This is a genomic window from Variovorax sp. V93, assembly GCF_041154485.1.
Lineage (GTDB): Bacteria > Pseudomonadota > Gammaproteobacteria > Burkholderiales > Burkholderiaceae_C > Variovorax > Variovorax beijingensis_A.
The window spans coordinates 4,512,618-4,529,808 of sequence record NZ_AP028669.1 but is presented as its reverse complement, the minus strand read 5'-3'; the positions used below and the strand labels follow the sequence as shown (position 1 = coordinate 4,529,808).

General features: G+C 68.8%; 19 protein-coding genes. 5 read left to right on the top strand and 14 right to left on the bottom strand.

Annotated features, from left to right (window positions below; all coding sequences use genetic code 11):
- Positions 1-38: 38 nt before the first annotated feature.
- A complete protein-coding gene (locus tag ACAM54_RS21520; RefSeq protein WP_145740236.1) occupies positions 39-797 on the top strand; it encodes a sulfite exporter TauE/SafE family protein in 759 nt (252 codons plus the stop codon).
- Between the two features lie 15 nt (positions 798-812).
- Here ACAM54_RS21520 and ACAM54_RS21515 read toward each other — a convergent pair whose 3' ends face one another.
- From ACAM54_RS21515 to ACAM54_RS21500, 4 genes are all read right to left on the bottom strand, one after another.
- Complete coding sequence (locus tag ACAM54_RS21515; RefSeq protein WP_145740238.1) at positions 813-1,172, bottom strand: DUF1428 domain-containing protein; 360 nt, start codon at positions 1,170-1,172, stop codon at positions 813-815.
- A gap of 64 nt (positions 1,173-1,236) precedes the next feature.
- Positions 1,237-2,724 (bottom strand): DHA2 family efflux MFS transporter permease subunit, encoded by a 1,488-nt coding sequence (locus ACAM54_RS21510; protein WP_307698700.1) that lies wholly within the window; start codon positions 2,722-2,724, stop codon positions 1,237-1,239.
- 40 nt (positions 2,725-2,764) lie between these two features.
- Positions 2,765-3,184: a VOC family protein gene (locus tag ACAM54_RS21505; protein WP_309928130.1), complete on the bottom strand. Its 420-nt coding sequence runs from the start codon at positions 3,182-3,184 to the stop codon at positions 2,765-2,767.
- A gap of 38 nt (positions 3,185-3,222) precedes the next feature.
- Positions 3,223-3,660 (bottom strand): VOC family protein, encoded by a 438-nt coding sequence (locus ACAM54_RS21500; protein ID WP_309928132.1) that lies wholly within the window; start codon positions 3,658-3,660, stop codon positions 3,223-3,225.
- Positions 3,661-3,790: 130 nt separating this feature from the next.
- On the opposite strand from ACAM54_RS21500, the gene ACAM54_RS21495 reads away from it, so the two are divergent.
- Positions 3,791-4,453 (top strand): TetR/AcrR family transcriptional regulator, encoded by a 663-nt coding sequence (locus ACAM54_RS21495; RefSeq protein ID WP_369648877.1) that lies wholly within the window; start codon positions 3,791-3,793, stop codon positions 4,451-4,453.
- Between the two features lie 15 nt (positions 4,454-4,468).
- Here the strand turns inward: ACAM54_RS21495 and ACAM54_RS21490 are convergent, their stop codons facing one another.
- The 6 genes from ACAM54_RS21490 to ACAM54_RS21465 are packed head-to-tail and all read right to left on the bottom strand — an operon-like array spanning position 4,469 to position 11,215.
- Positions 4,469-4,960, bottom strand: coding sequence for a MarR family winged helix-turn-helix transcriptional regulator (locus tag ACAM54_RS21490; RefSeq protein WP_145740247.1), 492 nt, complete (start codon positions 4,958-4,960; stop codon positions 4,469-4,471).
- Positions 4,961-5,000: 40 nt separating this feature from the next.
- Entirely contained in the window at positions 5,001-6,758 is a 1,758-nt protein-coding gene (locus tag ACAM54_RS21485; protein ID WP_369648876.1) for an acyl-CoA dehydrogenase family protein, read from the bottom strand.
- Positions 6,759-6,765: 7 nt separating this feature from the next.
- The gene (locus tag ACAM54_RS21480; RefSeq protein WP_192322442.1) at positions 6,766-7,755 is read right to left on the bottom strand and encodes a Bug family tripartite tricarboxylate transporter substrate binding protein; all 990 of its coding nucleotides are present in this window, start codon (positions 7,753-7,755) and stop codon (positions 6,766-6,768) included.
- A 46-nt stretch (positions 7,756-7,801) separates the two neighbouring features.
- Positions 7,802-8,566 (bottom strand): SDR family NAD(P)-dependent oxidoreductase, encoded by a 765-nt coding sequence (locus ACAM54_RS21475; protein WP_369648875.1) that lies wholly within the window; start codon positions 8,564-8,566, stop codon positions 7,802-7,804.
- Between the two features lie 25 nt (positions 8,567-8,591).
- Positions 8,592-10,445, bottom strand: a complete 1,854-nt coding sequence (locus tag ACAM54_RS21470) for a feruloyl-CoA synthase (protein ID WP_145740254.1) — start codon at positions 10,443-10,445, stop codon at positions 8,592-8,594.
- Positions 10,442-11,215, bottom strand: a complete 774-nt coding sequence (locus tag ACAM54_RS21465) for a crotonase/enoyl-CoA hydratase family protein (RefSeq protein WP_145740257.1) — start codon at positions 11,213-11,215, stop codon at positions 10,442-10,444. Before ACAM54_RS21465 ends, ACAM54_RS21470 begins: the two co-directional genes overlap by 4 nt.
- A gap of 104 nt (positions 11,216-11,319) precedes the next feature.
- Between ACAM54_RS21465 and ACAM54_RS21460 the strand changes: the two genes are divergently transcribed.
- Positions 11,320-12,186: an amidohydrolase family protein gene (locus ACAM54_RS21460; RefSeq protein ID WP_369648874.1), complete on the top strand. Its 867-nt coding sequence runs from the start codon at positions 11,320-11,322 to the stop codon at positions 12,184-12,186.
- Positions 12,187-12,213: 27 nt separating this feature from the next.
- Here ACAM54_RS21460 and kefC read toward each other — a convergent pair whose 3' ends face one another.
- Together kefC and ACAM54_RS21450 are read right to left on the bottom strand one after the other, a co-directional pair.
- Complete coding sequence (gene kefC, locus ACAM54_RS21455; RefSeq protein WP_369648873.1) at positions 12,214-14,064, bottom strand: glutathione-regulated potassium-efflux system protein KefC; 1,851 nt, start codon at positions 14,062-14,064, stop codon at positions 12,214-12,216.
- 2 nt (positions 14,065-14,066) lie between these two features.
- Positions 14,067-14,729: an NAD(P)H-dependent oxidoreductase gene (locus tag ACAM54_RS21450; protein ID WP_369648872.1), complete on the bottom strand. Its 663-nt coding sequence runs from the start codon at positions 14,727-14,729 to the stop codon at positions 14,067-14,069.
- A 92-nt stretch (positions 14,730-14,821) separates the two neighbouring features.
- Here ACAM54_RS21450 and ACAM54_RS21445 point away from each other — a divergent pair, with 92 nt between their 5' ends.
- On the top strand, positions 14,822-15,442 hold the full coding sequence (locus ACAM54_RS21445) for an AAA family ATPase (RefSeq protein ID WP_369648871.1): 621 nt from the start codon (positions 14,822-14,824) through the stop codon (positions 15,440-15,442).
- A gap of 52 nt (positions 15,443-15,494) precedes the next feature.
- Positions 15,495-15,965 carry a MaoC family dehydratase gene (locus ACAM54_RS21440; protein ID WP_145740266.1) on the top strand — a complete coding sequence of 157 codons (471 nt, stop codon included), beginning with the start codon at positions 15,495-15,497 and terminating at the stop codon, positions 15,963-15,965.
- A gap of 8 nt (positions 15,966-15,973) precedes the next feature.
- Here ACAM54_RS21440 and trmL read toward each other — a convergent pair whose 3' ends face one another.
- Both trmL and ACAM54_RS21430 read right to left on the bottom strand, forming a co-directional pair.
- A complete protein-coding gene (trmL, locus tag ACAM54_RS21435) occupies positions 15,974-16,435 on the bottom strand; it encodes a tRNA (uridine(34)/cytosine(34)/5-carboxymethylaminomethyluridine(34)-2'-O)-methyltransferase TrmL (protein WP_015867166.1) in 462 nt (153 codons plus the stop codon).
- A gap of 19 nt (positions 16,436-16,454) precedes the next feature.
- Positions 16,455-17,171: a ComF family protein gene (locus ACAM54_RS21430; protein WP_145740268.1), complete on the bottom strand. Its 717-nt coding sequence runs from the start codon at positions 17,169-17,171 to the stop codon at positions 16,455-16,457.
- Positions 17,172-17,191: the final 20 nt, after the last annotated feature.

The following is a 17,191-nucleotide window of genomic DNA, read 5'->3' as shown; positions in this document are numbered from 1 at the left end:
CGACACGGCGGGCTTTTTTCTGCGCCGCTTCCTTTCCCATGGTCTTTCCCCTCATCACTGATCCGCATTTCTATGCGGTGGCCGTTCCCGCCGTGCTGCTGCTGGGCATCAGCAAGAGCGGCTTCGGCGCCGGCTTCGGTTCACTGGCGGTGCCGCTGATGGCCCTGGCGGTCACCGTGCCGCAGGCCGCGGCCATCCTGATGCCGCTGCTGCTCTTGATGGACCTGCTCGGCCTGGCCGCCTTCCGCAACGACTTCGACCGCGCGCTGCTCAAGTTCCTGATTCCTTTCGGACTGCTCGGCACGGTGATCGGCACGCTGCTGTTCCGCACGCTCTCGGCCCACACCGTGGCCGGCATCGTCGGCGTGTTCACGCTGTTGTTCCTTGCGCAGCGGCTCGCGTTTCCGCCCAGGCCGGACGATCCGCTGCCCTCGCGCGCGGTGGGCGCGGCGCTCACCGCGGTCTCGGGGTTCACCAGCTTCATCGCGCATGCCGGCGGGCCGCCGATCAATGCCTACGTGATTCCGCTGCGGCTCAAGCCGGTGGTGTTCACCGCCACCATGGCGTATTTCTTCTTCGTGGTGAACCTGAGCAAGTGGATTCCCTACGCATGGCTCGGCCTGATCGACCTGCGCACGCTGGCCACATCGGCGGCGCTGATGCCGCTGGCGCCGCTCGGCGTGTGGGTGGGCATCCGCATTGCCCGGCGCATCGATGCGACCTGGTTCTATCGCTTCGTGTACCTGGGCATGCTGCTCACAGGCCTCAAGCTCGTCTACGACGGATTCTTCGCCTGAGGCCGGAGCTTTCGCTCAGAACTCGACGATCGACTTGAAGCCGCCGAAGATCATCCGCTTTCCGTCGAAAGGCAGGGTCTTGGGGTCCATCGCGGCAATGCGCGGGTCGGCCATGACCTTGGCGTTGACCGCGTCGCGGTGCTTGCGCGACTTGTAGACGATCCACGAGAAGGCCACGGTTTCGTCGGCCTTCTGCTTCACGCTCTGCGGAAACGAGGTGAATTTTCCCGGCTTCACGTCGTCTGCAATGCATTCCACATATTCGAGCGCGCCGTATTCCATCCAGATCTTGCCGGCCTTGCGGGCCAGCTTGCGGTAGGCCTCGACATTGTTCGAGGGAACGGGGACGAGAAAGCCGTCGACATAGCGAGCCATTGAAAGTCTCCTTGAAAGAAACGGAAAATAGAAAAGAAAAGCGGGTCGCCGGATGGGCGGGCCCTCAAGACGCCGCTGCACGGTTTGCCGTGCTTGCGGATGCCGCGGCTCCCTTGTTGTTCTTGTCGTTCCGAGTGGACCCCGGAGATGCGGTGCGAAGCAGCAGCGCCCCAAGCAAACCTGCCAGCGCCGCGAACACGGCGCCGACAAGAAACGCGAGGTTGTAGCCGCCGGTGAGCGCAAGGGGCATCTGCGCCCCGGCCGCTTCCATCGAACTGGTGCGCGCCGCGGCGGCACTGGCCAGCACGGCGAGCCCGAGTGCGCCGCCCATCATGAAGGCGGTGTTGACCACGCCCGAGGCGAGGCCCGAATCGGCCGGGTCGACCTCGCTCATGGCCGCGAGCAGCACCGGGTTGAACGCCATGCCGGCACCCAGGCCGAGCAGCATCATCCCGGGCAGCACGTCGATGACGAAACTGCCGTTGACGGGCGCGCGCGCGAAGAGTGCAAGGCCGATGGCCGCGAGCCAGAGTCCGGCCGCGAGCGGCTTGCGGATGCCGAAGCGCATCACCAGCCTGGCCGAGAGGCCGAGCGAGAACACCGCCATGATGATGTTGGCTGGCAGGAAGGCGAGGCCGATCTGCATCGGCGTGTAGTTCAGTACCAACTGCATGTAGAGCGCGGAGATGAAGAACCACGCGAACATCGCCGCCGCCCACAGCACGCCCACCACGTTGGCGACCGACACACTGCGCAGGCGGAAGAGGCCCAGCGGCATCAGCGGATGCTGCACGCGCGCCTCGATGGCGATGAAGATCGCGAGCAGCACCACGGCAGCGCCGAGCAGGCCCAGCGTTTGCGCGGAGCCCCAGCCGGCTTCGTTGCCGTTGACCACACCGTAGACCGCGAGCATGAGCGACAGCGTGACAGTGACGGCGCCGGCCACGTCGAGCTTCTCGCCATGCGCGTGGCCGCGCGCGTTGGGCAAGAGCGCCATGCACAGTGCATACACGGCCACGCCGATCGGCAGGTTCACCAGGAAGATCCAGTGCCAGCTCAGCGAACTCGTGAGCAGCCCCCCCAGCAGCACGCCGATGCTGCCGCCGCCCGCGCAGACGAAGCCGTAGACGCCCATCGCCTTGGCACGGTCGGCCGGCTCGGTGAACAGATTCATGATGAGCGAGAGCGAAACGGCCGAAACCACCGCGCCGCCCAGTCCCTGCACCGCGCGCGCCGCGACCAGCAGCACCTGCGAATTGGCGAGGCCGCAGGCCAGCGAGGCCAGCGTGAACAGCACGAGGCCGATCAGGAAGAGCCTGCGGTGGCCATACAGGTCGCCCAGCCGTCCGCCCAGCAGCAGGAAGCCGCCGAAGGTCAGCATGTAGGCGTTCACCACCCAGACCAGCGAGGTCTCGGTGAAGCCGAGGTCGGTGCGGATCGAGGGCAGTGCCACATTCACGATCGTGGTGTCGAGCACGATCATCAGCACGCCCAGGCACAGCACCATCAGTGCGAGCCAGCGCTTTCGGTTGTTGTCGAGTGTGTCGGTCATGAAGAGCGGTTCCTGCGGGTTGCGGATGGGAGGGGCGGGGTCAGACCAGCGGCTTGCCGCCGTTGATGAGCCAGGGCGTGCCGAAGCGGTCGGTCACCATGCCGAATCCCTCGACCCAGAAGGTCTTCTCGAAAGGCATCGTGACCTTGCCGCCCTCGGCAAAGGCGTCGAACACGCGCCTGGCTTCCGCGACGGTCTCGATCGTCAGTGCCACGCCGAAGCCCTTCATGCCTTCATAGGGCTGGCCGGGCATGGTGTCGGAGGCCATCAGCATGCCGTCGCCGTAGGCCAGGGCTGCATGCATGATGCGTTTTTCGGCGCCGGCCGGAAACTGTTCGGCGCCCGGGGCTTCGCCCATGGTCATCATCATCTGCATGGTGCCACCAAGCGTCTTTTCATAGAAGCGCATGGCCTCGGCCGCATTGCCGTCGAACGAGAGATAAGCGTGGATGGGAGACATGAGGTTTTCCTTGGTTGTTTTCTTGCCGAGCCCTGCCTTCAGGCGGCGGGCGCCACCACCAGCAGCCAGCCCACGCCGAAGCGGTCCGCGAGCATGCCGAAGCTGGAGCTGAAGAAGGTCGGCGTGAGCGGCTGCATCACCTGGCCGCCATCGGCCAGCGCATCGAACCACTGGCGCGCCTGGGCGTCGGTGGAGGCGGTGAGGGCCAGCATGATGCCCTTGAACTCCGGCTGGCCCGAGCACCGGCCGTCGGAGGCCATCAGTTCGGTTTCTCCGATGCGCACCACCGCGTGCATCACCTTGTCGGCCGCCGGCGCGCCCCCGCCGCAGCTGGCGTCGGCATCGGACGAGGGCGGCATTTCGGGCGCCTCGCTGTAGCGCATGAGCTGCACGACCTCGGCGCCGAGCGCCTTCTTGTAGAACCCGAGCGCTTCGTCGCAGCGGCCTTCGAAGGACAGATAGGACTGGACTTTCATGGCATTTCCTTTGGACTGAGGATGAAAGGATGCGCAGGGACCTGCGCGCATACGGAATAACTAAGTTTGTGTACACCGTCCACAAAGAATAGCAGACATAATGGACACTGTCCACATGGAGATTTCTTTGATGAGCCCCCGCATCGTCCCGCCAGCCCCCAGTCCGCCCGCGGCCCGCAGCACCTACCGCCACGGCGACCTGCGCCGCGCGCTGCTCGACGCAGGCATCGAACTGGCGCGCGACGGCGGCCCCGAGGCGGTGGCGCTGCGCGAAGTGACGCGGCGCGCGGGCGTGGTGCCCAATGCGGCCTACCGCCATTTCGCGAGCCGGCGCGAGCTGCTGCTGGCGGTGCGCGCGGCCGCGCTGTCGGCGGCAGCCGGGGCCATGGAGAAGGAACTGGCGGTGCTGCCCTGCGACCAGCCGCCCGTCGACTTCGCGCGGGCGCAGGTGCGGGCCATCGGTACCGCCTATCTGCGCTTTGCCCAGGCCGAGCCGGGCCTGTTCCGCACCGCCTTCGTGGTGTCGTCGGAAGACGCCGAAGGCGAGGTGGGGCCGGCGAGGGCCGGCGCCAGCGGCAAGGACCCGTTCCAGCTGTTGGGTGCCGCGATCGACCGGCTCGTGGAAGCGGGTGCGCTCGACCCTTCGCACCGCCCGGACGCCGAATACCTGGCCTGGTCGGCCGTGCACGGCCTGGCGCTGCTGATCATCGAAGGACCGCTCAAGGGCATGGATGCGCAAGCCAGCCATGCGCTGGGGCAGCGGCTGATCGACATGGTGGAGCGGGGGCTCTAGCCTGGGCGGCCTCGGCTACAGATAGATCTTCTGCAGCAGCCGGATCAGCGTTTCGCGCTCGCGTGCCGTGAGCCGTGCGCTGGCGTCGGCCTCGAGCTGCGTCACGGTCTGCTCGGCCTCGCGGATCAGCTTTTCGCCGGCCTCGGTGAGGTGCAGGCCCACCGCGCGGCCGTCGTGCGGATGCGGGCGGCGCTCGATGAGTCCGCGGCTGTCGAGCGTGGCGACCAGGCTCACCAGGTTGGGCGGCAGGATGTCGAGCGTGTTGCACAGCTGGCGCGAGGTGGCGCCCGGGTTGTGCGCGAGCAGCGACAGCACCGAGAAGTCGATCTGCTTGAGGCCGTACGGCGCCATGCGCTCGGCGAACACGCTGCTCACGATGAGCCAGGCGCGGCGCGCGTTGTAGCCGACCAGGGCTTCCAGCATGCGGGCATCGAGCCGCTCAGATTTGCCGCTTGGCGCTGCGGCCGGCTCTGCTTTGGCGGGACTGTTCTTGGATGGACGGGGCATGGCCCGAGCGTAACTCGTGGCCGGCCCGGCCGGGCTTCCGTCAGCGCGCGGCGGCGGGAGTTTTTGCGGCGTCGTGCGTCATCGCGACACCTTCGCAGGCGCGCTTGACGATGGCCAGCCGCATGTCGAATTCGGGCAGCACCCAGCGCCGCAGCGCGGCCGCCGGGCCGGCCCTGGCGGCGCGCTCGGCCGGCGTTGCCTCGGCCGCATCGATGCGCGCCCAGGCCCAGGCCAGCATCGCGAGCATCACCGCGCGCAGGTAGTCGTCGGCCACTTCGTAGGGCAGCACGGGGTTGGCATGCGCGGCCATCGCGATGGTGGTGCCCAGGTAGCGCAGCTGCGCGAGCCGGCGCTGCACGTCGGCATCGGCCTCGCGCGAGGCGTCGAGCGCGTCGCGCAGTTCGAGCAGCACGGCCGACATCGCGGCGCCGCCGTCAGGCAGCACCTTGCGCACCAGCAGGTCGATGGCCTGGATCTCGTTGGTGCCCTCGTAGATCATGGTCACGCGCGCATCGCGCACGATCTGCTCGATGCCCCATTCGCGCACGTAGCCGTGGCCGCCGAACACCTGCAGGCATTCGCTCGCGCCATGGAAGGCCTGCTGCGTGCAGGCGGCCTTGAGCACGGGCGTGACCAGCGAACACCAGTGCTGCGCGCGTTCGCGCGCCTTGGGGTCGGCGTCGTGCGCGGCCACGTCGAGCATCAGTGCGCTGCGGTAGGCGAGCGTGCGCGCGCCGTCGATCCAGGCGCGCTGGGTGTCGAGAATGCGGCGGATCGCGGGGTGCTCGGCGATCAGGTCCGCGGCTTCGGCGCCGCGGCTGGCGGGCACGGCGCCGGGCGCACGCATCTGGCGGCGCTCGGCCGCATAGGCCTCGGCCTTCTGCCAGGCGGCGTCGAGCAGGCCGATACCCTGCAGCGCCACATGCAGGCGCGCCGCATTCATCATCACGAACATCGCGGCCAGGCCGCGGCCCGGCTCGCCGACCAGCCGGCCGGTGGCGTCGTCGAAGCGCATCGTGCAGGTGGGGCTGCCGTGCAGGCCCATCTTCTCTTCGATGCGCTCGCAGTGCACCGCATTGCGCGTGCCGTCGGGCAGCACCTTGGGCACGAGCACCAGCGACAGGCCCTTGGGACCGGCGGGTGCATCGGGCATGCGGCACAGCACCAGGTGCACGATGTTGGGCGTGAGGTCGTGTTCGCCGCCCGAGATGAAGATCTTGCCGCCACTCACGCGCAGGCTGCCGTCGGCCTGCGGCACGGCGCGCGTGCGCACCTGGCCCAGGTCGCTGCCCGCGTGGGCTTCGGTCAGGCACATGGTGGCGAGCCATTCGCCGGTGGCGATCTTCGAGAGGTAGCGTGCCTTCAGTTCGTCGCTGCCGTGGTGCTTGAGGCAGGCGTAGGCGCCGTGCAGCAGCCCCGGCGCCATCGTGAGGCCGTGGTTCGCTGCGCTCAGCCATTCGTAGAGGATGGCTTCGAGCACGGCCGGCAGCCCCTGGCCGCCGTCTTCGACCGCGGCCGACAGGCCGGGCCAGCCGCCGTCGACCAGGGCCTGGTAGGCCGCGCGGAATCCGGGCGGCGTGGCGACCTCGCCGTTGGCGAAGCGGCAGCCGATTTCGTCGCCGCCGCGGTTGATGGGCGCCACCGCCTCGGCCACGAAGCGCGCGGCTTCCTCGAGCACTTGTGCCTGCAGCGCTTCGTCGACCTCGGCGAAGGGCGCGAGCGCGCGCAGCCTCGAAGGTGCATTGAGCACCGCGTTCAGAATGAAGCGGCTGTCTTCGGGGCGGGGGCGGTAATCCATCGGTGTCTCAGGACTCGGCGGTGAAGCCGATCTTCTTGACCAGCGGGCCCCAGCGCTCGTATTCGGACTGGAGCGATTTCTTCATGTCCTCGGGCGAGGAGCCGTGCGCGACCAGGCCGACCGACAGCAGGCCGTCGGCCACGGCCTTGTCCTTGAGCGCGGCCTGGATCGCCGTGCTCGCGGCGGCGATGACGGGGGCGGGCGTCTTCGCCGGCGCGAAGAAGCCGAACCATTCGTCGGCCACGATTTCCGGGAAGCCCTGTTCGGTGAAGGTGGGCACGTCGGGCAGGTAGGCCGCGCGCTGGGCGCCCGAGGTGGCGAGCACGCGCAGCTTGCCGGCCTTGGCGAAGGGCAGGTAGTCGCCCACGGGCGTCATGCTCGAGGCGATCTGCCCGCCCACCACGTCGTTGATGGCCGGCAGCGAACCGCGGTAGGGAACGTGGCGCAGGTCGGTGCCGGTGTTCAGGCCCAGCAGCGCACCCAGGAAGTGCGGCGTGGAGCCCGCGCCCGGCGAGCCGTAGCTGGCCTGGCCGGGATTGGCCTTGGCCCAGGCGATGTAGTCCTTCAGCGTCTTCACGCTGGCCGGCACCATCGGCCCGACAGCCAGGCCGTGCGTCATCACGGCGCCGATGGAAACCGGCGCGAAATCGGCAAGGCCGTAGCTCAGCTTGGTATAGATGTGCGGGTAGGTCGAGAGCGCCGAGGCTTGTGCGAGGCACAGCACCGAACCGTCGGCCGGCGAGGTCTTGAGCGTGTCGAGCGCAATGCGCCCGCCCGCGCCGGGCTTGTTCTCGACCACCGCGTTGATCTTCGAATAGGGCGTGTCGCCCAGCTTCTCGGCCACCCGGCGCGCCACGCTGTCGCCCGCGCTGCCGGCCGGAAAGCCGTAGTAGATCTTGGCCTGCTGCACGGCCTGGGCGAGTGCGGCAAGCGGATGCAGGGCGCCGAGAGCGGCTGCGCCGCCGAGTGCCTGCACGAATTGGCGTCTGTTGGTCATGGTGTTGTCTCCTTGTCTTCCGGGCTCTGTTTGCTGGGGCTGAAAATCAGCGCGGCGCCATGCGCAGGGCGCCGTCGAGGCGAATGACTTCGCCGTTGAGGTGGCCATTGGTCACGATGTGGCAGGCCAGCTCGGCAAATTCCGAAGGCTTGCCCAGGCGCGGCGGAAACGGGATCGATGCGGCCAGCGATTGCTGCACGGCCTCGGGCAGTTCCATCAAAAGCGGCGTGGCGAAGAGGCCCGGCGCCACCGTGCAGACGCGGATCGCATGCTGCGCGAGGTCGCGTGCCATCGGCAGCGTCATGCCCACGAGGCCGCCCTTGGAGGCGCTGTAGGCCTGCTGGCCCACCTGGCCGTCGAAGGCCGCGACCGAGGCGGTGAAGAGCATCACGCCCTTCTCGCCGTTGTCGAGTGCTTCGAGCTTGGCGCAGCGGGCCGCAAAGAGGCGCGCCATGTTGTAGCCGCCGACCAGGTTGATGTTGACCACGCGCACGAAGTCTTCGAGCGGCGCCGGGTTGCCGTCCTTGCCGACGATGCGCTTGGCGCTGCCGATGCCCGCCACGTTCATCAGGATGCGCGCGGTGCCGTGCGCGGCCTCGGCCTTGTCGAGCGCGGCGTTCACGCTGTCGGTGTCGGTGATGTCGCAGACGCAGGCAACGCCGCCGATCTCGGCCGCCACCTTCTCGGCGAGCGCGGCGTTGCGGTCGAGCACAGCGACCCTGGCGCCCAGTCGGGCGAGTTCGCGCGCCGTGGCTTCGCCCAGGCCCGATGCGCCGCCGGTCACGAGTGCGGCTTGTCCTTCGATCTTCATGGTGTGTGTCTCCTCGGGTGGTGGTTCAGCGGGGCTTCAGGGTGAAGGGCAGGGTGTCGGCATGCAGCGCCTCGACGATTTCGGCGCGGTGCTTGAGCACGGCGCGCTGGTTGATGGAGCCCTTGTCGGTCACTTCGCCCTTGTCGATGGAAGGCGGCTCGGCCATCAGGTGCAGCCGTGCGATGCGGTTGGCGCTGCCGGTGCCCATGGCCGCCAGCGCGTTGGCCACCTGCTGGAAGTGCGCCTGCACCGGTGCGCTTTCGAGCACCTGCTGCATGGTGGCGCTGCCGGGCAGGCCGGCAAGCTCCCGCACCTTCTGCGTCGGGAAGACCAGCGCGCCGACTTCCTTCAGGTTGATGCCGGTCAGCACCGCGTCCTGCACATAGGGCGCGCCGGCCGCGATGATCTTGGCGCGCAGCGGGCCCACGCTCACGAAGGTGCCGGTGGCCAGCTTGAAGTCTTCGGCGATGCGGCCGTCGAAGCGCAGCCCGCGGTGGATGTTCGACTCGTCGATCCATTTCACCGCGTCGCCGGTCGAGAAGAAGCCCTCTTCGTCGAAGGCTTCGGCCGTGGCCTCGGGCGCGCGCCAGTAGCCGGGCGTGATGTTGGGGCCGCGGTAGCGCACCTCGGTCTTGCCGTCGACCTCGATCAGCTTGAGCTCGATGCCGGCCGCGGGCAGGCCCACGTCGCCCGACTTCACCTCGGGCCCCGTGACGTAGAGCGCGAACGGGCCCGATTCGGTCATGCCCAGGCCCGTGCCCATCACGATGCGTTCGCCGACCTCGGACTCCTGCGTGCGGTGCAGGCTGTCCCACACGGGCTGCGACAACGCGGCGCCCGAGTAGAAGAACATCTTCACGCGCGACAGCAGGTTGCGCCGCAGCACCGCATCGGTTTCCATGGCGTGCGCAATGGCCTCGAAGCCGGTCGGCACGTTGAAGTAGATGGTGGGCGCGATCTCGCGCAGGTTGCGCAGCGTCTCGGCCATGCCGCCTGGCGTGGGCTTGCCGTCGTCGATGTAGAGCGTGCCGCCGTTGTCCAGCACGATGCCCACGTTGTGGTTGCCGCCGAAGGTGTGGTTCCAGGGCAGCCAGTCGACCAGCACCGGCGGCTCCTCGCCCAGCGCGGGGATCGACTGGCGCAGCTGCTGCTGGTTGGCGCACCACATGCGGTGCGTGTTGATCACCGCCTTGGGCATCTTGGTGGAGCCCGAGGTGAAGAGGAACTTGGTGATGGTGTCGGGACCGGTGGCGCGCATCGCGGCGTCGATGGCGGGCGTGGCGGGCGTGGCGGCCAGCGCATCGAACGCTGTGACCGCGCGGCCTTCGGGCGTGCCTTCGGCGATCACGACTTCGGTGTCGGCAGGCACGGCGGCTGCAATGGCGCGGCCGAAGCGCGCGGCGTCGGCGGCGAACACCAGGCCCGGCGTGAGGGTGTCCAGCACGTGGCGCAGCTTCTCGAAGTCCTGGCTCACCACCGAGTAGGGCGGCGACACCGGGCAGTACGGCACGCCCGCATAAAGGCAGCCGAGGGCCATCAGGGCGTGTTCGATACCGTTCTCGCTGAGGATCGCGACCGGGCGCTCCGCATCCAGCCCGCGGTCGAGCAGGGCCTGGCCGATGCTGCGCGCCTTCTGCAGCGCCTCGGCGTAGCTCACGCGCTGCCAGTCGCCGGTGCTGCCGTCGGCCAGCCGTTCGCGGCGGGCGATGAAGGTGCGCTCGGGCGCCTGTTCGGCCCAGTGCGCGAGGCGGTCGGTCATGCGGTCGCGGTAGGGTCCGAGCGCTGTCTCGGCCCGCAGGTACTGCGTGCCCGGCGCACCTTGGCGCAGCACGGCGCGCGTGACGCCGAAAGCCAGCGGACGGTATCGGATGGTGGTCATTCCTTGCTCACTTTCGCGCCGCGGCCTTCGAGAAAGTCGCGCACGCGGGCCTTGGCTTCGGGCGCGTTCTGCACGATGCCGGACATCAGCGCTTCGGTGAAGAAGCCGTGGTCGGCCGACTGCTCGGCGATGCGCGGCAGCGCATGCATCAGCGCGTAGTTGGTCAGCGGGGCGTTGGTGGCCACGCGCTTCGCGAGTTCGAAGGCCTTGTCGAAGGCCGCGCCCTCGTCGACCAGGTACTGCGCGAAATTGGCACGCTCGCCGTCCTCGGCGTTGTAGACGCGGCCAGTCATCATCATGTCGGTCATGCGGGCCACGCCGATCAGCTTGGGAATGCGCACCGAGCCGCCGCCGCCCACGAAGATGCCGCGCGAGCCTTCGGGCAGTGCGTAGAAGGTGCTGCGGTCGGCCACGCGGATGTGGCAGGCGCTCGCCAGTTCGAGGCCGCCGCCCACCACCGCGCCGTGCAGCGCCGCGATCACCGGCACCGGGCCGTGCTGGATCAGGTCGAGTGCGCCGTGCCACAGCCGCGAATGCTGCATGCCCTGGCCGGCGTCGCGCTCCTTCAGCTCGCTCAGGTCGAGGCCGGCGCAGAAATGCGGGCCCTCGCCGTCGAGCACCGCGGCGCGCACCGTGGAAGGCAGCGTCTCGAAGGTGTTGCGCAGCGCGAGGATCAGGCCGTCCGAAAGCGCGTTGCGCTTGGCGCCGCGCGTCAGGCGGACGATGGCCACGTCGTCGCGGATGTCGAGTTGGAGGTCGGGATTGGTCATGATTGCATTCGTGTGTGAGTTGGATTATGGTTATGATAAATAATCAATTCAAGGCACTTGAGCCCCCCGATCCCTAGGGACTTACCCGTACTGGAGACAACGACATGGACCACCAGAACCTGATCGCCATCGACATCCACACCCACGCCGAAGTGAGCTGCTGGAACCCGTTCGACAACTACGGCGAGGAATACGACCGCGCCGCCGACAAGTACTTCGGCTCCAGCGGCCGGCCCACCATTGCCGAGAGCGTGGCCTACTACCGCGAACGCAGGATCGGCCTGGTGATGTTCATGGTCGACGCCGAATCGAACATGGGCCGCCGCCGCATCCCGAACGAGGAAATCGCCGAAGCCGCGCAGAAGAACAGCGACATGATGATCGCCTTCGCGAGCATCGATCCGCACAAGGGAAAGATGGGTGCGCGCGAGGCGCGCCGGCTCATCGAGGAGCACGGCGTGAAGGGCTTCAAGTTCCACCCGACGGTGCAGGCCTTCCATCCCTACGACAAGATGGCCTGGCCGCTCTACGAGGTGATTGCCGAGCACCAGCTGCCGGCCATCTTCCACACCGGCCACAGCGGCATCGGCTCGGGCATGCGCTGCGGCGGCGGCCTCAGGCTGGAGTACAGCAATCCGATGCACCTGGACGACGTGGCCATCGACTTCCCGGACATGCAGATCGTGATGGCGCACCCCAGCTTCCCCTGGCAGGACGAGGCGCTGAGCGTGGCCACGCACAAGCCGAACGTCTGGATCGACCTGTCGGGCTGGAGCCCCAAGTACTTTCCGAAGCAGCTGGTGCAATACGCCAACACGCTGCTGAAGGACCGCATCCTGTTCGGCAGCGACTATCCGCTGATCACGCCCGACCGCTGGATGAAGGACTTCGAGGCGGCCGGCTTCAAGCCCGAGGTGATGCCGGGCATCCTGAAGGGCAATGCGGTCAGGCTGCTGAAGCTGGAGGGCTGAGCGCCGGGAGGGCAGGCCAAGGGCGCACTACGCGTCCGCCTCTTCCTTCTCGTCGAGCAGGTTCCAGTCCATGCCCGAGCGGCGCTGCCGTTCCTCGCGTTCGCGCGCCATCTGTTCCTGGAACTGCTGGCGGCCGGCCTTGCTGGCCGCAATCAGCTTGGCGCGGTCCTTGTAGTGCGGGTACATCTCGTCGCTGAGCCTGAGATTCCGGCGGCGAAAGCGCATGGCCGATTCGCGTGCCTCGTGCGCCGGCCAGCCCAGCGCCTCGAGCGCGGTGCGCGCGCTGCGCAGCGACGATTCGAACACCTCGCGCTCCACATCCATCACGCCGCGGTCGCGCAGCTGGAAGAGGTGGTTCACGTTGCGGGCCCGCGCGATGATGCGGGCCTTCGGAAAGTGCTCCTTCACGAGGTCGACGATCTCCAGCGACTGCTCGATGTCGTCCACCGCCACCACGATGGCCTTGGCCGTGCCGGCACCCGCGGTGCGCAGCAGGTCGAGCCGCGTCGCGTCGCCATAGAACACGCGGAAGCCGAACTGGCGCAGGCCTTCGACGGTGTCGGCGTCGTGGTCGAGCACCGTCACGCGCAGGCCCTGCGACATCAGCATGCGGCCCACGATCTGGCCATAGCGCCCGAAGCCGCAGATCAGCACCTTGGCGTCCTGCTGCTCCGAGATTTCTTCCAGCTGCGTGCCGTTGCTGCGGCTGTAGCGCGGCAGCACGAACTTGTCGAGCAGCACCAGCAGGAGCGGCGACAGCAGCATCGACAGCGCCACCGCGCCGATCAAAAGCGAGGTGGTCTCGGGCGGCAGCACGTCGGGCCCCGCCGCCTGGAACACCACGAACGCGAACTCGCCGCCCTGCGCCAGCAGCAGCGTGAACACCGGCCGCTCCTGGTAGGCCAGGCCCATGGCCTTGGCCAGCGCGTAGATCACGGCCAGCTTGATGGCCATGAAGCCGACCACCAGCAGTGCCATCAGCCCGGGACTCGCGATCAGCACGCCGAAGTCGATCGACATGCCCACGGCAATGAAGAACAGGCCCAGCAGCAGGCCCTTGAAGGGTTCGATGTCGGTCTCGAGCTCGCGCCGGTATTCGCTCTCGGCCAGCAGCACGCCGGCAAGGAAGGCGCCCAGCGCCATCGACAGGCCCACGAACTGCATCAGCGCGGCGATGGCCACCACCAGCAGCAGCGCCGCGGCGGTGAAGATCTCGGGTGTGTCGCTGCGCGCGATCCAGCGCAGCAGCGGCCGCAGGGCCAGCCGGCCGCCGAGGATGATGCCGGCGATCACGCCGACGATCTTCAGGCCCTCGAGCGTGCGGTCCAGCCCGCTGAGCGACTGTTCGGCCGCCGTGGCGCCCGCCAGCAGCGGCAGCAGCGCGAGGATCGGGATGGCCGCCACGTCCTGGAACAGCAGGATCGAGAAGCCCGCCTGGCCGCTCGGCGTCTTCAGCAGGTTGCGCTCGCCCAGCACCTGCAGCGCAATCGCCGTGGAAGACAGCGCCAGGCCGAGCGCCGCCACCAGCGCCACGCGCCATGCCACGCCCGCGGCAAAGCCGACGGCGAACAGCGCCAGCGCGCAGCTCAGCACCTGCGCGGTGCCCCAGCCGAAGATCGGCCGGCGCAGGTTCCACAGGCGCTTGGGTTCGAGCTCCAGGCCCACCAGAAACAGCATCAGCACCACGCCGAACTCGGCGAAATGCAGCACGTCTTCCACGCTGGAGACGAGCCCGAGCCCCCAGGGGCCGATCGCGATGCCGGCCACGAGGTAGCCGATGATCGAGCCCAGGCCCAGCGCCTTGGACAGCGGCACCACCAGCACGGCGGCGCCCAGGTAGATCAGGCTGTTGGTCAGCCAGGCGGGTGCGTGTTCCATGCTCAGGCCATGCCTTTTTCGTCGTTCTGTTCTTCGGCTTCGGCCGGGCGGTCGGTTTCGGGCACCGGGCAGGCCACGCAGGCTTCGAGCTCCTCGAGTTCGGGCCATTGGGGATAGCTGCCGAGCCGCTGGGCGAACACGTCGACGTGCGCCGCCACCTCGTCCTCGGCGGCGCTGCGTGCGCCGTGCAAGACCAGCGGCGGCAGGAAGCGCATGCCGCACAGCGCCGCGGTCTGCTCGTAGGGCGGCAGAAAGGCGTCGAAGAAATAGCGGTGGTAGCTCTGGGGGTGGTAGCTCGGCTCGGGGCTGCCCGTGGTGGCGACCAGCCAGCAGTCCTTGCCCTGCAGGGCCGTGCCCCCAGGACCGTAGGCCCATCCGTAGCTGAGCACGTCGTCGAGCCAGAGTTTCTGCAGCGCCGGCATCGAATACCACTGGATAGGATGCAGCAGCACCACCAGGCTGGCCCTGGCGAGCCGGGCGTGTTCGGCCTCGACGTCGATCGCGAAGTCGGGGTAGCTGCCGTAGAGGTCGTTCACCTCGACCCCCGGCACGCCGCGCGCGGCGGCCAGCATGCGCCGGTTCACGCGCGAGTCGCGCCAGTGCGGATGGGCCGCGAGCACGTAGATGCCGCCGGTGTCGCCGGCGGCCGATGTTGTTGTCGTCATGCCGCGAACATAGCGCAGGTTTGGCGCTTGCCGGGGCCGGGCGCATCCCGTGTCGCTACGATGCGGGGGTTTCCAGCTCTGGAGGAGATGCTATGCCGGTGGTTCTGGTCGCCAATCCCAAGGGCGGCGTAGGCAAATCGACGCTCGCAACGAACATTGCGGGCTACTTTGCGAGCCGCGGCCATGCGGTGATGCTGGGCGACGTGGACCGCCAGCAGTCCTCGCGCCTCTGGCTCGGCCTGCGCCCGCCGCAGGCGCGCCCCATCGCCACCTGGGAAGCCACCGGCGACAGCGTCGTGGTGCGGCCGCCGCGCGGCACCACGCATGCCGTGCTCGACACTCCCGCCGGCCTGCACGGCTGGCGCTTCAAGGAGGTGCTGGCGCTGGCCGACCGGGTGATCGTGCCGCTGCAGCCGAGCATCTTCGACATCTACGCCACGCGCGACTTCCTCGACCGGCTCAAGGAGCAGCGCCGCGCCGAAAAGACGAGGGTCAGCCTCGTGGGCATGCGCGTGAACGCCCGCACCCTGGCGGCCGACCGGCTGCACGAGTTCATCGCCAGCCTCGGCGTGCCGGTGCTGGGCGAACTGCGCGACACGCAGAACTACGTGCAGCTCGCGGCGCGCGGGCTCACGCTGTTCGACATCGCGCCGGGCCGGGTGCAGCGCGACCTGGCGCAGTGGCAGCCGATCTGCGACTGGCTGGAAGGCTGAGGACCGTGGCTGTCGCAAGGCCGACAGCCAGGCCGCCGGCCTTGGCGCCAGAATGCCCCGCATGACCAAAAAGACATTCCAGACGCTTCAGGATCTTGCGGCCTGCGTCGGCCAGGAAGTTGCCGTGAGCGACTGGATCGCCATCACGCAAGAGCAGGTGAACCAGTTCGCCGAGGCCACGGGCGACCACCAGTGGATCCATGTCGACATCGAGCGCGCCAAGGCCGGGCCCTTCGGCGGGCCGATCGCCCATGGCTTCCTGACGCTGTCGCTGCTGCCGCGCTTCTTCGAGACGGCGCTCGAGGTGGTCGAATCGCGCATGGGCGTGAACTACGGCCTGAACCGGGTGCGCTTCATGTCGCCGGTGCCGGTGGGCAAGCGGCTGCGCGCGCGCATGAAGCTGCTCACGGCGGAGCCGATCGCCGACGACGGCATCCAGATGACCTGGGAAGCCACGATCGAACTCGAAGGCGTGGCCAAGCCGGCCTGCGTGGCCGAATCGGTGGTGCGCCGCTACCGCTGAGGCTCGGCTCAGCCGAAGCCGTTCTGGCGCCAGGCCTCGAAGACGGTCACCGCCACGGCGTTCGAGAGATTCAGGCTGCGCTGCCCCTCGCGCATCGGCAGCCGCAGGCGCTGCGGTTCGGCAAAGCCCTCGCGCACCGCGGGCGGCAGGCCGCTGGTTTCCGAGCCGAACACCAGCCAGTCGCCCGGCTGGAAGCGCACATCGTGCACGGCCCGCGTGCCGCGCGTGGTGAGCGCGAACATGCGCTCGGCGGCCGGCCGCTCGGCCTCGAGCAGCGCCTGCCAGCCGGCGTGGCGCTTCACTTCGGCATATTCGTGATAGTCGAGCCCGGCGCGGCGCAGCAGGCGGTCGTCCATCGAGAAACCCAGCGGCTCGACCAGGTGGAGCGTGCAGCCGGTGTTGGCGGCAAGGCGGATCACATTGCCCGTGTTCGGCGGGATTTCGGGCTGGACCAGGACGATATGGAACATGCGCCGATTGTCGCGGTGCTCAATGCGGCGGATCGGTGCGCGCGAACACGATGGCCGCGACATGCGCCGCGCCCGCCAGCCGCAGCGCCGCGGCGGCCGCGAACAGCGAGGCGCCGCTGGTCATCACGTCGTCGACCAGCACCACGCGCCGGCCTTGCAGCTCGTGGGCGCGCAAGGGCTCCACCGCGAAGGCGCCGCGCAGGTTGCGCAGGCGCTCGGCGCGCGCGAGACCGCTCTGCGCCGGCGTCTCGCGGGTGCGCAGGAGCAGCGCCGCGTCGGTCTTGCCGGGCGCGAGCCGGCGCGCCAGTTCGAGCGCCTGGTTGAAGCCGCGCTCGCGCAGCCGGGCCGGCGCCATCGGCATGGGCAGCACCCGGTCGCACTGTTCCAGCGCCGGCTCCACCCACGGCACGCTGCGCATCAGCGTGGCGAGCGGTCCGGCCCAGCCGGCCTCGCCATGGAACTTGAATTGAGCAATGCAATCGGGCCAGGGCCACACATAGGCGCAGGCTGCGAAGCAGGCGTCGAGCGGCGGCGGATCGCGCAGGCATTCGCTGCACCGGGCCACGCCCTCCGGCACCGGCAGGGCGCAGCTGCCGCAGCGCGCGGCCGGCGGCGCGAAGCGCGCCACGCAGGCATCGCAGACGCGCCGCGAAGGCCATGCGCGGCACACCTCGCACTGGCTGGGCAGCCGTGCGAGCAGAGAGGTCAAAGGCCGGTCGGCCCAACGGCTGAACATGGGCTCAATATACTCACGGC

Bases quoted from the DNA above. Each gene is read 5' to 3' on its own strand.
- kefC (WP_369648873.1), bottom strand. From the start codon at position 14,064: ATGGAACACGCACCCGCCTGGCTGACCAACAGCCTGATCTACCTGGGC.
- ACAM54_RS21505 (WP_309928130.1), bottom strand. From the start codon at position 3,184: ATGTCTCCCATCCACGCTTATCTCTCGTTCGACGGCAATGCGGCCGAG.
- ACAM54_RS21475 (WP_369648875.1), bottom strand. From the start codon at position 8,566: ATGAAGATCGAAGGACAAGCCGCACTCGTGACCGGCGGCGCATCGGGC.
- ACAM54_RS21465 (WP_145740257.1), bottom strand. From the start codon at position 11,215: ATGACCAATCCCGACCTCCAACTCGACATCCGCGACGACGTGGCCATC.
- ACAM54_RS21470 (WP_145740254.1), bottom strand. From the start codon at position 10,445: ATGACCACCATCCGATACCGTCCGCTGGCTTTCGGCGTCACGCGCGCC.
- ACAM54_RS21430 (WP_145740268.1), bottom strand. From the start codon at position 17,171: ATGTTCAGCCGTTGGGCCGACCGGCCTTTGACCTCTCTGCTCGCACGG.
- ACAM54_RS21500 (WP_309928132.1), bottom strand. From the start codon at position 3,660: ATGAAAGTCCAGTCCTATCTGTCCTTCGAAGGCCGCTGCGACGAAGCG.
- ACAM54_RS21440 (WP_145740266.1), top strand. From the start codon at position 15,495: ATGCCCCGCATGACCAAAAAGACATTCCAGACGCTTCAGGATCTTGCG.
- ACAM54_RS21450 (WP_369648872.1), bottom strand. From the start codon at position 14,729: ATGACGACAACAACATCGGCCGCCGGCGACACCGGCGGCATCTACGTG.
- ACAM54_RS21490 (WP_145740247.1), bottom strand. From the start codon at position 4,960: ATGCCCCGTCCATCCAAGAACAGTCCCGCCAAAGCAGAGCCGGCCGCA.
- ACAM54_RS21445 (WP_369648871.1), top strand. From the start codon at position 14,822: ATGCCGGTGGTTCTGGTCGCCAATCCCAAGGGCGGCGTAGGCAAATCG.
- ACAM54_RS21480 (WP_192322442.1), bottom strand. From the start codon at position 7,755: ATGACCAACAGACGCCAATTCGTGCAGGCACTCGGCGGCGCAGCCGCT.
- ACAM54_RS21485 (WP_369648876.1), bottom strand. From the start codon at position 6,758: ATGGATTACCGCCCCCGCCCCGAAGACAGCCGCTTCATTCTGAACGCG.
- trmL (WP_015867166.1), bottom strand. From the start codon at position 16,435: ATGTTCCATATCGTCCTGGTCCAGCCCGAAATCCCGCCGAACACGGGC.
- ACAM54_RS21495 (WP_369648877.1), top strand. From the start codon at position 3,791: ATGAGCCCCCGCATCGTCCCGCCAGCCCCCAGTCCGCCCGCGGCCCGC.
- ACAM54_RS21515 (WP_145740238.1), bottom strand. From the start codon at position 1,172: ATGGCTCGCTATGTCGACGGCTTTCTCGTCCCCGTTCCCTCGAACAAT.
- ACAM54_RS21510 (WP_307698700.1), bottom strand. From the start codon at position 2,724: ATGACCGACACACTCGACAACAACCGAAAGCGCTGGCTCGCACTGATG.
- ACAM54_RS21520 (WP_145740236.1), top strand. From the start codon at position 39: ATGGTCTTTCCCCTCATCACTGATCCGCATTTCTATGCGGTGGCCGTT.
- ACAM54_RS21460 (WP_369648874.1), top strand. From the start codon at position 11,320: ATGGACCACCAGAACCTGATCGCCATCGACATCCACACCCACGCCGAA.